Origin of the sequence: Thermoflavimicrobium daqui, from assembly GCF_003313465.1 — a bacterium.
GTDB classification, from domain to species: Bacteria; Bacillota; Bacilli; order Thermoactinomycetales; family Thermoactinomycetaceae; genus Thermoflavimicrobium; species Thermoflavimicrobium daqui.
Window position 1 is genome coordinate 437548 of sequence record NZ_KZ845665.1, and the last position, 15012, is coordinate 452559.

Below are 15012 nucleotides of genomic sequence, written 5' to 3' on the forward strand. Positions count from 1 at the left end.
GATGTAAAATGTTTAGACATTATTTATCCTAAATTAAAAATCACCATTTCGGTGTTTTTTTTATATAATCTGACTTTTAATTTCTTGATGTTATTAAGCTTAATAGCATATAATAAGGATATCTTTTATTACAAATAAGTTACAGAGAGGACCTTTTATTACAAATATATTACAGAAGTAAAAGTTAAGCTATGGAGGAATGTTAACTAAAAAGGAGTGTATTAAATATGGTTAATCATATGAAATATAAAAAGATCAGAAATATATTATTAAGATATCAACAAGAACATTTGCTTAATCATTTATCTGACCTTAGACCTGAAGAGCAGGAAATATTGCTAAGCCAAATAGATAGTATTGACTTTAAGCAAATGGAAAACTTATATAGACAAGTTGAAAATAATTTAAATAATAATACTGAAGAGGCTGTATTTAATCCGTTAGAGTCTGTAAATTGGCAAGAACTTAGTAATGAGATGAAAGATCATTGTTTTGAATTAGGTATGAACCTAATCAAACAAGGAAAAGTTGGAGTATTAGTTGTTGCAGGAGGTCAAGGTAGTCGTTTGGGATATGAAGGTCCAAAAGGTACTTATGATATTGGACTACCCTCAAAAAAGTCTTTGTATCAACTTCAAGCAGAGCGCTTATTGAATCTATCTAATAAGGCAAATAGAGTTATTCCTTGGTATATCATGACTAGTCCAGAAAATCATGAAGCAACTGTCCTTTTCTTTGAATTAAATTCTTTTTTTGGATATCCACAGGAGGATATTTTTTTCTTTCAGCAAGATGTTCTACCAGCTTTGGATTTGAATGGAAAAATAGTAATGAAAAGCCCAAAAGAAATTTATTTGGTTCCAAATGGGAATGGCTGTTGCTTTTCAGCTTTAAAAAGATCTGGAGGATTGAATGACCTAAATAAAAGGGGAATAGAGTGGTTATTTTATTATAATATTGATAATGCATTAATAAAAGTAGCAGATCCAGGTTTTATTGGATATTCTCATATGAAGGGTAATCCAATCGCTAGTAAATTTGTTGAGAAAAGAAATCCAGATGAAAAGGTAGGGGTATTTGGACTAAAAAATGGTCGTCCTTGTGTAATAGAGTATACCGAATTACCTGAGAGCATGAAATATAAACAAATATCTACAGGACAATTAATGTTTAACCAAGCAAATATTTCTGTGCACTTATTTCATAAGGATTTTATAGAAGAAATAGCTGATTATGATTTACCCTACAGAGTTGCTCGAAAGAACTTGAATATTTCTAATGGAAATGTAGATGTATTTAAATTTGAGTTATTTATATTTGATCTGTTTCCATATGCAGATTATATGACAAGTATTCAAGTAATTAGAGAAGAAGAATTTGCTCCTGTTAAAAATAAAACGGGACCAGATAGTCCAAGTACAGCTAAAAAGTTAATATTAGACTTACATCATAAATGGCTAATACAATCAGGTGTACCATTAGAAATGATTAAAGGTAAATCAGTTGAAATCTCTCCTCTCCTTTCCTATGCAGGTGAAGGGTTAAGTGTAGAGCTAATAAAAAAATATAGCAATGGGCTCTTGATTTTAGAATAACTATCTGAAAAGTGGGTAAGAGAAAAAATATTATAAAAGAAAATAAACGTATCATTTTTGTTGATCTATTCGGTCGACTTTCTGACTATGTAATTACAGCTTAAAGAAACTAATTATATAAAGTAAACCCTATTTAATGACCACATAATGACCACGCAATTTGGTAAGTTAAAGGTAACTTTGAGACTTACGAAAAAACTAAAGTCCGCACTAATATTGGCTTCGATGTACTTTGATTAGCTAGAGTTAGTAAGCGAATTACCTTGACACAGTAGAGGTCGCTAGTTCGATCCTAGTACTTCTCACCAACCAAATCCCTTGATATTCAAGGGGTTTTTTGTTATGCTTGGAAGCTGGTTTGGGAAAAATAGTGCGAAAATGGGGAAATGACCACATTTTGACCACATAATGATGTGAAAGATTATATGTTAAAGGAACTAAACTACATGGTAGCATCATGGAAAAACTATCCTTTTTCAAGGATTGTAAGTCACAACAGCAAGATCTTCATGTTTGTCGCGAAACCAACATGCCTGCACTTTTGACTGAGAACGGATTTATTGATTCAGAATGTGATTCAGTTATTTTAAAAGAAACCGAGAAACTGGATCTTATTGCGGCTCATGTTTTAGCTCTTGATAAAGTATTTGGGTGGAAAAGAAAGTTATAGAAAAGAGGAAATATGGTTAATTAATGCCAATTTAACGACAAATGGTTATGTTGGGATATTTTTTTAGCACTAGTGTTATCAAAAAGTAGAGTTTCAAATAAAAGACGAACCTATTCAGTCATTTTATAGGTTCGTCTATTTTAGTTTCAAAGGATATGTAAATAATGATTTTTCCTATTTGATAGTAATAAATACGCTGGATGATGCAACGATGCAGTATAGATAATCCGTTTTATCCAGACATGTATCAAAATAATGGATCACTAGGAAAGATAATTTTATTTTTTCTTCTTTAAGACAATATGTAGAACTATCCCTTTATCAGTTAAGTGCACCTTAATGGTTGATCTGGTGGTGGATCAACCATTATTTGAGGCAGATGATCACGAAGTTATCTGGTGGGCCATTTAAAAGGTATTTTGTTATAAGCAATTCCTCCATTTTTAATATATTTAATAGCTTCCTCAAACATTTTGTGATTTTTATTTATTTTCGCTTCTAAGATATATACACTGAGCAAGCTATCGATACTTCTTACGTTTTCTTCTCCATCGTTATAATTTTTCATTCAAAATTATGGTAAGTTTGCAGCGTCTATAGAGTCTAAGGAAATTAAACAATTCCTCCAATCCTGTAAAAATCCCGGGAGGTTCACAGACTTTATTCTATTTAAAGGTGGTAACCAATGAAATTAGAACAAAGGCAATCGCCTATTTCAGATTTAGATATCCGTACTAACAATGGAAAGATGCAAATAGGTGGTTATGCCGCAAGATTTCATAAGTTGCCTATGCCATTATGGGGATTTCGAGAACAGATTCAACCCGGGGCTTTTTCTAAATCTATTCAAGAAAATAACATCAAAGCCTTGTGGAATCATGACTCGAACTATCCACTAGGGAGTAGTAAAAGTGGGTCGCTGCGACTCCAATAGGATGAGCAAGGGCTACGATTTGAGCTGGATCTCCCTGATACTTCTTGGGGGAAGGACATATTTGCATCGATTAAGCGGGGAGATGTAGAAGGGGTCTCTTTGGTTCTCAGGTCATAGAAGATCAGTGGGATCAATCTGATCCAGAGAATATCATTCGTACCTTGATTGATGTCAACTTAATTGAGATCTCCCCTACTCCTTTTCCCGTTTATCCATCTACATACGTTGGAATAAGGTCTATACAAGAAGTATATACAGAATTCCTTTCTAAGCAACAGCCATCTGTTCATGTCAATCTATTGTGTAAAAGGTTAGAGTTAGCTGAAAAACTTAGCCCATAGAAGAGCTTTTTTTATTAGGAGGAAAAAGATGAGAGATATTGTAGAGATGCGGCAAGCACGAGCTGCCTTAGTAAGTGAAGCTCATAAGATCTTAGATCAAGCCTATGAAGAAAAAAGAGATTTAACCGCTGAAGAAGAGGAAAAATACAAGCAGCCCAGACCAATACCGCAGGGGGCTATCTTATCCCTACGGATTTTGAGCGAACTCTCATTCAGAAGCTACTTTCATTTAACAAAGGATGATAGCACAGAAAAAAGCCCGAACCCTCCACGAAGACCACGGATGGGATTGGGCTTTGTTAATGTATGTTGGTTTGGTTATGTTAGGCTTCAATGAAGATACATTTTGGAGATGTAGTCAAACGGAAGTTGCTTGCACTACTTGAAGTCCATAAAAGAATAAATAGTATCGAGGCTGAGGAAGAAAAGGCTGTATTTATTGATCAAGTTTTATGATAAAAGGAGATGTTTCTTATCTTGGTATGCTGTTGAGTCTTTATTTGGTAAAGGTATGTTTCAATTCCACTATGGATACAATTCAAACTGCTTGCGAGCAGGTTTCAATGAGAAATGTAAACCAGTTTCAATTCCACGATGGATACAATTCAAACCCTTTTGTAAATATCAGCATTTACAAGCACTTTCATTATATCAAAAAACAAAAAAGTCTGTAAACCTATCATCTTGCAAAAACATGGGGAGGTTCACAGACTTTTACTCAGATTTGAGGAGGTGATAGTGATGGCAGATCAAGCGGGAGAATCGATGGGAAATGCCTTTGATCAAATGCAAGTGGCAGGTACAAGAATTACTGCTGCTGGTCTGGGAATTGCAGCTGGATTAGGCAGTGCTGTCAAGACCACGGCGGACTTTGATGCTCAGATGTCAAAAGTCCAAGCACTTGCGGGAGCTACCGCACAAGACTTTCAAAAGTTAAGAAATCAAGCGATTCAATTAGGATCAGATACTTCCTATAGTGCGAGTCAAGTATCAGAAGGAATGACGATACTGGTTGCATCTGGCTAAGCGACTTATTATTTTTTTGTTGTATGTGTTGATATAACCATTACATAATGTTAAATTACAGATGTTTCCAGAAGTAGATTGAGAAAGGGACTGTGTCCATGATAAGTATTCTAAGCACAGACAAAACAGTTTATGAAGGAGGAGAATTTGTTTATAGAGCTGTTGATTTAAAAGACATTCATGAAAAGCTGAAAACAACAGCTCTACCAAAAAGGATTTTTAAGATTCAAGAATTAGTTGTTTTGAATGAAGAAGAGTGGATACAGTTTACTTCCGATTTGCTTGAAGATTATCCATTCTTAAAAGGAAGTGGAGGAACCTACATTAATTCTACTGGAGTGATTGATTATGTTTGGTGATGAAGGGAGAATTTGTAGGAAGTCGGTTGATCGATGTGGACACACAAAAGTTTCTCTTGGTTGATCCACAAGGTTATTCATATGTTCGCTATGTAGCATTAAGTTCTCATTATGTAAGAACAAAGCAGCGAGAAGGGCTGGACTATCATCGGCTGATTTCGAATGTAAGGAATATGGTAGAAAAAATTAAACGCTCGGCGGCAACCGAGCGATCCAAGTAATTCAAGACCTAATATAAATGTAACAAAGTTCCTCACTGGGTACAACTGGTGGGGAATATTTTTTGTGAATTTTCTATAAATAAACTGAAAGGAAAGTGATTAGATAAAATAGTTTTAAATGGATCAATAGAAAAATATAGTTATAAAAGAGTAAATCAAATCAATCTATTGGATGGTCACCAGCATAAGGCTTATAGGATAGTAACATTTCATACTCTACTTTTTATGTTAGAGTAGTTCAAATCAATCTGTAGGAGGATCTCCAGCATAAGATTTAAAAAGATAGTAACGTTTCAAACTCTCACCTCACTTTGTAATTTCGTTAATCTGTAGGAGGATCATCATTTGAATATAATTTTGCAGGGAGTATTTCTTCTTGTAACTTTACTTTTTCGTTTCTTCTCCTCCTCCCTAGTAATTATACGGCAATTTTGAAATATTGGTCTACATATTATATTGAATCAGGTCTCGTTATTCGAAACATTTAGCTAGCTTTATTAAAATAAGACTTTGTTTCTCTAGAAAGGAATGTTTTTCGGCTATTTTTAAAGCCTTTTCATATAGGATTTGTCCCTTTGTATTTAAATTTTGTTTTACGAGGCAATCTCCCATTGCTTCAAGTGCTTCCAAAAATACAAAATTATTCTTGCTCTTTTCACCCAACTTAACTGCTATTTCTAATGTTTTTTGTGCTAGCTGTATTTTATCGGTTTCCAGATACAATTATCCTAATAAAGTATATGTCGAAACAAGCAAAATTTACCCCGTTCTTCAAGGATATGATTCATACATGCTTAAATCTGACTTAACCATAATTGGATCAGATCAGCTTTTTAATGAGATGTTGGGATGGTTTTACCAAGAAAAGTTTGGTGACGAACCTCAGGTTATTATCACAACCAAAATTACTCCAGGATTGGATAGGAAAGAGAAACAAAGCAAGAGTCTTAATAATTATATCGGTTTGGAACATTCACCAAGAGACAAGTTTGGGAATGAATGGTTTCTGAATATTTTCGGGAATTAGTTAATAACAAATGAGATTGGACTCTTCTAGATATTTTCTGCGATTATATCATGCTGTTTATGTAGTCATAATAATGATATATTTCTAATTAATAAAGGAGTGGTTTTTAGTGATTCCAAATTTTCATCATTTAGTTAGGGCAGTCATTGTGAAAGAGGATAAAGTGTTACTTGCCCATATATAGGAGAAGAACATACCTTTTTACCTGGAGGTCATATTGAGTTTGGTGAAAGTGCCATAAATGCTTTGAAACGTGAAATTCAAGAAGAATTAGGCATAGATTGTAACATTGTTCGTTTTTTAGGACTAGTGGAACATAAATGGGAGAGTAAAGGAAAACTAAATTGTGAAATCAATCAAGTATTTGAAGTTGACTGTCCTAGCTTACATTTGTTAAATAACCCTACTTCAAAAGAATCACATTTAGAATTTTTCTGGTCACCTATAGATGATTTGGATAGCTATAATTTAAAACCGTATCCTTTACGTGATTTAATTGCAAATTTTAATAACTTAGTAAATATGCAGTATGAAAATTAATAGTAAATAGAAATAGAAGCTACTAAAGTATAGTCATAGAAAGGTGGAAAACAGTTGAGTAAAATTAATCCGAATCCCGCAAGGGGAATGCGCGATCTTCTTCCTCAGGATGTAGATTAAGGGAGTATCTTTCATCAATCATTATCGATACATATAGGAAGTATGGATTTAATAAAATTGAAACACCATATGCTGAACGAATTGAGTTACTGACAAGCGGAGAAGGTGGCGAAAATGAGCAGTTAATTTTTAAAATCCTTAAGAGAGGTGACAAATTACAGCTCGATAAAGCAGAAGCTATCGACGATTTAGTTGATTTAGGACTGCGATATGATTTAACGGTTCCATTAGTCCGATTTTATGCAAATAATCGTAGTAAGCTCCCATATCCATTTCGAAGTATTCAAATTGGCCCAGTGTGGAGAGCGGATCGACCACAAAAAGGACGGTTCCGACAATTTCACCAATGTGATATTGATATCATTGGTGATAGTAGTATTTTGGCTGAAATTCAATTGATTTTGGCAGCCTCTGAAGTGTTACAACAAATTGGATTTGAAGAACATACAATTCGGTTAAATGATCGAAAGATCCTTACGGGTCTTGCTGATGCAGCCAATATCAAACCTGAAGATCACAGTACTTTTTTTATCACTTTAGACAAACTAGATAAGATTGGTTTAGATGGTGTAAAGCAGGAATGTTTAAATAAAGGATTTAACTCAAAACAGGTATCCATCTTTTTTGAAGCAGTACATCAAATATTTACAACCGCTTCATTAAGTGAACAGATTAACCTATTACCAAAGTCTATCACTGAACAAGTAATAATTTCTTTTCAGCAGATATTCCAAACTGTTCAAGACCAATTAATAGGTGGAGCATCTATCAAGTTTGATCCTACTTTGGTGAGAGGTATGGGTTATTATACAGGACCTATTTTTGAAATTGAAAGTAAAGGATTTGGTGGTGCAATTGCTGGTGGTGGAAGGTATGATGATATGTCAGGAAAGTATCTTTCAAAACCAGAGCCGTCTTGTGGTATATCCATTGGATTTGAGCGAATCCTATCAATAATTGAGGATACGAATTTTGAAATACCCAAGAAGGAAAATAGACTTGCGTTTTTATACCCCAAAAACCTTTCTCCCAATGAATTCTCAGAATTACTTAGTCAGGCAAAATATTGGCGTGAAGAAGGTTACATTGTGACTCTTACAGAACAAAAAAAGAATACAAATAAACAACTTAGTCAATTAAGTGAAAATGGCTTTGGATTTTTTGTAAAATACGGTGAAAGTGAACTAAGAAAAATACAGTCATAATATATCCCTTAAAAAGACTTTGCCTTTATTGGTAAGGTCTTTTTTTGTTAAACTTTATACCAATTTTTTTATGTAAATTTATCCTAATTTTATGTTAATTACATCAGAATATTTAGTTAATATACACACAATCTAAAGAAAGTATTCAACGGCTTTTGGTGGGAAGCTCAGGGTTAATCCTAAGATTTTCTGAAATTCCTTTGATCTCGGTTGTAAATCTTTTGTTTTTCTATCTTAAGAGAAATAGATGGAGCATTTCAACTTGCATGTTGGGATAACACATTACAGAAAGGATATCTTTATAAAAGCTTAATTTGTAAATCTTCCCTATATTATCTCAAACATGAAAGAAGCCTTATATGGTCATCTCATGTTTTAAACTTACTTTGTTTCCAGCAATCTTATGATTATCAACTTGATTTTCGGAGTTTTGTATCAACTTGTATGGGAGATTCAGTTGCACCAGAAAAAAGTCATTTCTATAATATTTATCAATTACCAGCAGGACATCTTTTAACATTCAGTAATGGACAAACTCATGTTATAAAAGTTGATACTCTCTCTCCTGACTCATCAAAAAAAATTAAATATATATGACTATGCCTATATGGTTAAAGAGATTTTGCTAAATACTATACAAAAAAGATTTAATTCGAAAGAACAAGTAGCTGTTATCTTAGTCTAAAATTATTAGTTCCTTCTGGATTCAAATGTATTACAAGAAAATTGGCAAGGAGTGTATTTAGGGAACAATATTTCAGAGGTAACCCTAAGGTAGATCCTTTTTAGCAGGTTGAATCAAAATGGGTTTCACAACAAGATGAAAAATTAAGAGAGAGTAAAGGGGGGAGCGGAGTAAACTATTTGAGTTTATATAATACCAACTTTAAAAGATATATATACAATCATATCAATAAAAATGAGTCTTTGGTATAAATCAAGGATCCATTTTTATATTTAGCTAATAAGAGTAATACAACTCATAATTATGGTTGTCCTTTTTTAACTCTCTCAAGAAATTATTTTAAGTCCTCTTGAATTTCCTTAGTATAAAGTCCTGCCATGATCTTTACACCATGCTTTTGGAGGTATTCAATTCCTTTTCCATCAACTTTAGAGTATGGGTCACGAATTCCAATAACAACTCTTTTCACTCCGGCCTGTACGAATGCTTCACAACATAGACCTGTTCGCCCCAATGTGCACAAGGCTCCAATGTACAAGACGGTGGAGTTTACCGCCTTATCTCTAGCCATAAGTGCATTTATTTCTGCATGAGGGTATGACCTCTTCCAACGATTTCGCCATCTTTCACAATGATAGCACCTACAGGAGAATTCGTTCCTGTTTTCCCTTGAGCGAGTCCACCTTCTAAAACTGCTTCCCACATGAATTCTTGATCAGTTTTATTCATTAGATCTTCTCCTCTCGGAAATTAATGCTATAGGAAAATTCGTAGCAATCAGCTCTATAAATAAGTGAACAAAGTTCAATCAAGTTGTTGTTAAGATCAAATACCTTTCGAATGATTCGAACGACAGGGATATTAGAATTTTTGGGTAGTTGTAATTTTCCCTTCTCTTTAATTGCAACAAAAAAGGCGGAGGACTTCCCCTCTGCCTTTTTTGCGACTGTTTTTTAAATTAAACCAATAGTTAAAGAGAAAGAGAAACTTTCTTGAACAACCCTAGTATAAATTAATCCGATACTATTTACAAGGACTATATTGGAAAAGTGTGTTCCTTTGGAGTATTCTGTTGGAAAAGTAAAGAGATAGAAAAAAGGCTTTGGAGGTTTTTCCTAAGCCTTTTTTCCTTTATCAATGTTCACTCCTATATTTTACTAGTTTTTGAATCTCCCTTTTACATAATCAACTTTTTTAATCATAGGATGAGAAAGGAGGGTGTATATGATAAATGTTTTGGAGAGGTGAACCAGTTGAGCCAATTGCCGCTGCATCAAATGATTGATATTATTCGGAACGGACTTCAAAAAGGACAGCGACCACATAAGGTGGTGATTGTTGGTGCTGGAATGGCAGGATTGGTTGCTGCATCCTTATTAAAAGAAGCTGGACATCGAGTAACGATTCTAGAAGCGACGAATAGAGTGGGGGGGCGTGTACTTACTGTACGTCAGCCTTTTACTCAGGAGCAATATATCGATTTAGGTCCTATGCGTATTCCAGATAGTCATTATTTGACTATGGAATATATTCGTAAGTTTAATTTACCTTTGAATCGCTTTGTTAATTCTACACCAAGAGATATTTTACATCTAAATGGCATAAAGACGAGGCTTCAAACATATGAGCGGAATCCATCTATTTTAAAATATCCTGTATTCCCTCATGAACGAAACAAGATTTTTTCTGATCTATTTAACATGGCGATACAACCCTTAGTAAACTTGATCAATCAAGATCCTAAAAGAAATAGTTATATTGTCATAAAGGAATTTGATAAGTATTCTTTGGACACCTTTCTTAGGCATAATCCTTTTGGAATTAAACTTTCATTAGGAGCGATTGAGCAGATTATTATTCTTACGGCAAATGAAGGAATGTCAGAGTTTGCTTTTTTAGAGTTATTTCGGGATTACTTGATATTCACAAATCCTAATATCCGATTCTATGAGATTGTAGGCGGATTTGATCAGTTGCCAAAAGCATTCATACCATTAGTGGAAGAGAATTTATTTTTTCAAAAAGAGGTTACTAGAATTAAACAAGATCAAAAGAAAGTCACGATACACTCGGTTGATACTAAAACACGTCAGCCTTTTATAGTAACGGCCGATTATGCGATTGTCGCTATTCCATTTTCTGTATTACGCTCGATTGATGTAGAGCCAACTTATTCTTTTTCTCATAATAAATGGAGAGCGATTCGAGAACTTCATTATGTTCCATCTACCAAAATGGGGATCCAGTTTAAGAATCGGTTTTGGGAAAAGGAGGGGATGTATGGTGGACAGACAACAACCAATTTGCCGATTAAGTCTATTTACTATCCGAGTCATGGCTTTGGGCAAAAAAATGGGGTTGTTTTAGCCAGTTATACATGGGAGGATAATGCATTGTTTTGGGATCGTTGGTCAGATGAAATGAAAATTCAGTATGCTTTACAAAACTTAGCCGTCATCCATGGACAAGATATTATGGATGACTATATTAAAGGAGTCGTCCAAAGTTGGCATCATCAACCGTATGCTGCAGGGGCTTTTGTTTTTTATAAGCCAGAACAAGAATCCGAACTTTTTCCTCATATTATCTCACCGGAAGGAAGAATTCACTTTGCTGGGGAACATGGTTCACACTACCATGGCTGGATTCAGGGAGCCATTGAGTCTGGGATTCGTGCTTCATTCGAGGTCCATTATGCTATCTAGTCTCTGTCGACTATTAAATAATAGAGGTAATGGGTTGTATGGAACGATTCATATAATTAAAATGACTATAAAGTGGTAAAACCACCGCGTCCTAAAAGGGAAGTGGTGGTTTTATTTAAATCTACAAGCGAAAGCGATATTGAAATTCATAACAATCAGCTCGGTTGATCATCCAGCATATTTGTAGTAGCTGCTCACGATGATCAAATACTTTACGTTGAATCCTCACTATTGGAATAGTAGTGTTCTTGGGAATTTGCAGCTCGTCAGTTTCATTAGGTGAAGGGAGATCTGAGACCAATGTCTCATCACAGATTAGCGAACGGAATCCAAGTGTTTTCATTGTACGATAGAGCATTGCGTGAGACTTCTCTAGTCGTGATTGTAATTTATCTAAAGGTAGTATATTGGTAATATAAGATCGTGCAATCGTTACAATCATTTCGTCGCGAAGTTGTTGAGTATGAGAAAATAGGACGGGTGGTTGGATTTGGGTACGAATAGATTGAGGTAGTTCTTCTTCATGTTCAATGATTTTTAGTTGAATAATCATTTCGTTACTTATATCATGATGTTCCCGGATAAAGTCTCCTCTTCGATGCGATCGATAAGGAATCGAACGTACAGTTCTCTTTTTTGTTGTATTTTCTTCAGAAAAGACAAGTCCTTCACGGATTAGGGCATTTACAGCATTTTGGACAGTAGCTGCGTGTGCATTAAATTCTTTCATTAACTCAAAGTTAGTGGGGAAGGCTTGCCCTGGTTTTAACTCTCCGCGAAGTATGCGCTCCCTCAGCTGTTGATAAATATCTTGCCATTTAGTTCTAACCACTTTCTGAAAAACTCCTCCGTCATGATTAGTAGGGATTTAAGCTCATTAAAATAAAAAGCATTAGGGAAACATTTTTTTCACCTCATGTAGCCTCCCTAAAAAATTTGGATAAACTTAGTTTAATCGAAAACAAAAAAAATTTAAAGTTTGGTATTGTCAAACTAGTCATATAGATATAGACTACTAATTGGAATAATTTTACTCAAATGTTAATTTGTTGAATTCGTAATCTATACCTAGATGAATAAAAAAGGGGGAGTTTTTCTGAAGAAGAAAGGGATAGGGAAACCAGCTCTTTATAGTGAATTGCGTGTGACTATCATAACGAATAATGGCAAAAGGGTAGAAATTGATTTACAAGAAGTTTCCATTATTAAAGAAAAAGGTAGCATTATTAAAATTGTAGGAAAACATTATGATATCTTCGCCTCAGGAACTGATGTACCTGATATTTGATGTAAGCATCCCACTTTCTTTTTCTCATGAAAGTGGGATATTATTTTATATAATAGTGAAGTCAACTATTTAGGATAGATGTTATTTGACATTTTATTAAAAAAAATACTATACTTCTTTTTCAAGAACTTATATAACCAGTTGTTGTATAAAGGTTTAAGCCTTTTATATGGCCTAACTATCAATCGTAACGTTTGGTAAAAGATAGTAGTAATAACCTTGTTAAGATAAAAGGGGATTGAAATGAATAGAAAAACGATGATTTTAATGACATCAATCTGTTTGATCATGTTAATCGTTATCTTTTTCCCACCACAAGTGGTTTGGCTTCATTCTTCAGATCATCCAGCTAAAACACATCCAGCTAAAACGACACATTTAGTGAAGCCCAAAAGCTTAACAAAAAACGGTTTTACCTATATACCGATCTCTAATCTGGAGAAACGATGGAAATTTGTTATGGATATGAATTATATAGATGGTAAGGTTACATTTGTACATAATAAGAAAAAAGTAATATTATTACAGGAAATACCTGTTATGCAAATAAATGGTCACTTTGTGCCGATAGAGGCAGGAATGTTAAAAGAAAAAAATGAATTCTGGATCACGAATGAGTCGATTAGACAAATTGAAAAAGAGCTGAAGGATGATAAAAACTCGATTCATTCCCCTGCTATAGCTAATCAACGTATTCCTTTAAATAAAGTGGTTTCATATCTTTCTTTTTTAGAAAAGCCCATTCATGGTGCACATGTTAGTACCAAAGATACTCAATTACCAGGCGCTCCTCGAACCTATAGGAATGGAGTACATGAGGGGATTGATTGGTATAGTTATACAACAGGAGTAGAGATTACCAAAAACACTCCTGTTCTCTCAATGGCTGATGGAGTGATTGTTCGAGCTGATCATGAGTATCATGAGATGTCTGAAGAGGAGCGCGATCAATTGCTTAAACAAGCTGCTACATTAGATCGGACACCTGAATATATTTTAGATAAGCTCCGTGGTCGCTCTGTGTGGATTCAATATGATAAAGGCGTCCTAGCTCGTTATGTTCATTTGGATCGGATTTCGGATAAAGTAAAAGTTGGTGATAAGGTTAAAAAAGGGCAGTTGATCGGATATGTAGGTAATTCAGGAACAAGTGATGGTGTATTAGGAAATAAAGAAGGTCTTCATCTTCATTTGGATATATTTATCTACGGAGAATGGTTTTGGAAATATTATACGTTAGACGAAAGACGTAGCATTCTAGAAAAAGTATTTCCGAAAAAACTAATTCCATATAAGGTAGATAAAGCTGTAACCCCTCGTTCAAAAGAATAAGGGGTTGTTTTTATTATCTATGAAATAGGGTTTTATGATAAAATGAACTATGTTTTGAGCAAGTTGCATCATTCGATCCAAAACCTGGATCATTCCTAAAACGAGAGCGAATCACTTTTGTGTAGGATCGACTTCTCTCCCTAGGGACAAGAGCTTTTAAGAGTGGAACCTTTAAGAAGTTTGATGGAATGATATTGGTTGGAGTGAGTGAGGAAGCAATGAGCGGCTGATTTAGAAGGCAACCTCTGTTTTGTTAAATGAGGATAAGCTATATGAATTGAAATAAAGAAAATCAGATCATTTATTTAATTTTCCTTTATATAAACCACTTATAATAAAGCCATAAAAGAAATTTGTTTTGGACGGAGGTTAGGCAAATGAAAAGCTTTGTTGCCTGGCTGATTCGATATGATGGGTTAATAGTATCTTATTTTAATCGCCAATGGAAGTGTCGCTTATTAGATATCATGATGCCACGAATTACTCATTTAGGAGGAGCAACAGGTACGATTTCTTTTTTATTATGCTGGCTGATCTTTAGCTCGAAAGAATTTAAGATGTGGGCAGTAGAAGGATTTGTATCTTTAGCGGGTAGTCAATTGATCGTTCAGCTTTTTAAGAATTTGCTACCACGTCTCCGTCCTTACTTAAAGTTTTCGGAACTACATACATTTCCTAATCCTTTAACAGACTATTCATTTCCATCAGGACATACTACAGCAGTCTTTTCAGTTGTAACTACATTTGTTTTACATCTTTCTAATTATGTTTATATTCTTTTACCTATCGCGTTCTTAGTAGGTTTTTCAAGAATTTATCTTGCTTTGCATTATCCTTCAGATGTTCTCATTGGCAGTTGTCTAGGGAGTGGTTTTGCTATGTTTACAATGTATGGCTTTGAGTGGTTAGAGCTTACTAGATAAGGATGGAAAATTTTATGGTTCGAAGTGTGATATGTGACGGA

Annotated in this window: 15 protein-coding genes and 2 pseudogenes; 14 read left to right on the forward strand and 3 right to left on the reverse strand. The window is 34.4% G+C overall.

Translation table 11 applies throughout. The annotated features are described in order from the left end of the window. Positions 1-227: 227 nt before the first annotated feature. From DL897_RS07775 to hisS, 10 genes and pseudogenes are all read left to right on the forward strand, one after another. Positions 228-1595: a UTP--glucose-1-phosphate uridylyltransferase gene (locus tag DL897_RS07775; protein ID WP_240627297.1), complete on the forward strand. Its 1368-nt coding sequence runs from the start codon at positions 228-230 to the stop codon at positions 1593-1595. A 454-nt stretch (positions 1596-2049) separates the two neighbouring features. Beyond that, positions 2050-2265, forward strand: a complete 216-nt coding sequence (locus DL897_RS07780; protein ID WP_338067080.1) for an N-acetylmuramoyl-L-alanine amidase — start codon at positions 2050-2052, stop codon at positions 2263-2265. Between the two features lie 748 nt (positions 2266-3013). Beyond that, positions 3014-3540 (forward strand): annotated as a pseudogene (locus tag DL897_RS18620) (HK97 family phage prohead protease). A 28-nt stretch (positions 3541-3568) separates the two neighbouring features. Beyond that, entirely contained in the window at positions 3569-3877 is a 309-nt protein-coding gene (locus DL897_RS07800; protein ID WP_113658575.1) for a hypothetical protein, read from the forward strand. 404 nt (positions 3878-4281) lie between these two features. Then, the gene (locus DL897_RS07810) at positions 4282-4566 is read left to right on the forward strand and encodes a phage tail tape measure protein (protein WP_113658577.1); all 285 of its coding nucleotides are present in this window, start codon (positions 4282-4284) and stop codon (positions 4564-4566) included. A gap of 98 nt (positions 4567-4664) precedes the next feature. Beyond that, positions 4665-4925 (forward strand): hypothetical protein, encoded by a 261-nt coding sequence (locus tag DL897_RS07815; RefSeq protein WP_113658578.1) that lies wholly within the window; start codon positions 4665-4667, stop codon positions 4923-4925. Next, positions 4919-5146: a hypothetical protein gene (locus DL897_RS07820; protein WP_113658579.1), complete on the forward strand. Its 228-nt coding sequence runs from the start codon at positions 4919-4921 to the stop codon at positions 5144-5146. Before DL897_RS07815 ends, DL897_RS07820 begins: the two co-directional genes overlap by 7 nt. A gap of 646 nt (positions 5147-5792) precedes the next feature. Further along, complete coding sequence (locus DL897_RS19025) at positions 5793-6173, forward strand: tyrosine--tRNA ligase (protein ID WP_420824118.1); 381 nt, start codon at positions 5793-5795, stop codon at positions 6171-6173. Positions 6174-6419: 246 nt separating this feature from the next. Continuing rightward, the gene (locus tag DL897_RS07835) at positions 6420-6713 is read left to right on the forward strand and encodes an NUDIX hydrolase (RefSeq protein ID WP_240627298.1); all 294 of its coding nucleotides are present in this window, start codon (positions 6420-6422) and stop codon (positions 6711-6713) included. A 122-nt stretch (positions 6714-6835) separates the two neighbouring features. Then, positions 6836-8038, forward strand: a pseudogene (gene hisS, locus DL897_RS07840) (histidine--tRNA ligase); the annotation flags it as partial. 1019 nt (positions 8039-9057) lie between these two features. On the opposite strand, the gene DL897_RS07845 reads toward hisS, so the two are convergent. Both DL897_RS07845 and DL897_RS07850 read right to left on the reverse strand, forming a co-directional pair. Beyond that, entirely contained in the window at positions 9058-9294 is a 237-nt protein-coding gene (locus DL897_RS07845; RefSeq protein ID WP_168188706.1) for a hypothetical protein, read from the reverse strand. 8 nt (positions 9295-9302) lie between these two features. Beyond that, positions 9303-9452 carry a hypothetical protein gene (locus DL897_RS07850; RefSeq protein ID WP_113658584.1) on the reverse strand — a complete coding sequence of 50 codons (150 nt, stop codon included), beginning with the start codon at positions 9450-9452 and terminating at the stop codon, positions 9303-9305. Positions 9453-10000: 548 nt separating this feature from the next. Here DL897_RS07850 and DL897_RS07855 point away from each other — a divergent pair. Beyond that, complete coding sequence (locus DL897_RS07855) at positions 10001-11428, forward strand: flavin monoamine oxidase family protein (protein WP_240627312.1); 1428 nt, start codon at positions 10001-10003, stop codon at positions 11426-11428. Positions 11429-11549: 121 nt separating this feature from the next. On the opposite strand, the gene DL897_RS07860 is transcribed toward DL897_RS07855, so the two are convergent. Then, positions 11550-12260 carry a GntR family transcriptional regulator gene (locus tag DL897_RS07860; protein ID WP_168188707.1) on the reverse strand — a complete coding sequence of 237 codons (711 nt, stop codon included), beginning with the start codon at positions 12258-12260 and terminating at the stop codon, positions 11550-11552. Between the two features lie 240 nt (positions 12261-12500). On the opposite strand from DL897_RS07860, the gene DL897_RS18195 reads away from it, so the two are divergent. From DL897_RS18195 to DL897_RS07875, 3 genes are all read left to right on the forward strand, one after another. Then, positions 12501-12716: a hypothetical protein gene (locus DL897_RS18195; protein ID WP_113658586.1), complete on the forward strand. Its 216-nt coding sequence runs from the start codon at positions 12501-12503 to the stop codon at positions 12714-12716. Positions 12717-12959: 243 nt separating this feature from the next. Further along, positions 12960-14048 carry a M23 family metallopeptidase gene (locus tag DL897_RS07870; protein WP_113658587.1) on the forward strand — a complete coding sequence of 363 codons (1089 nt, stop codon included), beginning with the start codon at positions 12960-12962 and terminating at the stop codon, positions 14046-14048. A gap of 377 nt (positions 14049-14425) precedes the next feature. After that, entirely contained in the window at positions 14426-14971 is a 546-nt protein-coding gene (locus DL897_RS07875) for a phosphatase PAP2 family protein (RefSeq protein ID WP_113658588.1), read from the forward strand. The last annotated feature ends 41 nt before the right edge of the window (positions 14972-15012 follow it).

Excerpts from the sequence above, each read along its gene's own strand:
- DL897_RS07815 (WP_113658578.1), top strand. The coding sequence starts at position 4,665 with ATGATAAGTATTCTAAGCACAGACAAAACAGTTTATGAAGGAGGAGAA.
- DL897_RS07875 (WP_113658588.1), top strand. The coding sequence starts at position 14,426 with ATGAAAAGCTTTGTTGCCTGGCTGATTCGATATGATGGGTTAATAGTA.
- DL897_RS07775 (WP_240627297.1), top strand. The coding sequence starts at position 228 with ATGGTTAATCATATGAAATATAAAAAGATCAGAAATATATTATTAAGA.
- DL897_RS07870 (WP_113658587.1), top strand. The coding sequence starts at position 12,960 with ATGAATAGAAAAACGATGATTTTAATGACATCAATCTGTTTGATCATG.
- DL897_RS07855 (WP_240627312.1), top strand. The coding sequence starts at position 10,001 with ATGATTGATATTATTCGGAACGGACTTCAAAAAGGACAGCGACCACAT.
- DL897_RS18195 (WP_113658586.1), top strand. The coding sequence starts at position 12,501 with ATGAATAAAAAAGGGGGAGTTTTTCTGAAGAAGAAAGGGATAGGGAAA.
- DL897_RS07800 (WP_113658575.1), top strand. The coding sequence starts at position 3,569 with ATGAGAGATATTGTAGAGATGCGGCAAGCACGAGCTGCCTTAGTAAGT.
- DL897_RS07845 (WP_168188706.1), bottom strand. The coding sequence starts at position 9,294 with ATGGCTAGAGATAAGGCGGTAAACTCCACCGTCTTGTACATTGGAGCC.
- DL897_RS07810 (WP_113658577.1), top strand. The coding sequence starts at position 4,282 with ATGGCAGATCAAGCGGGAGAATCGATGGGAAATGCCTTTGATCAAATG.
- DL897_RS07850 (WP_113658584.1), bottom strand. The coding sequence starts at position 9,452 with ATGAATAAAACTGATCAAGAATTCATGTGGGAAGCAGTTTTAGAAGGT.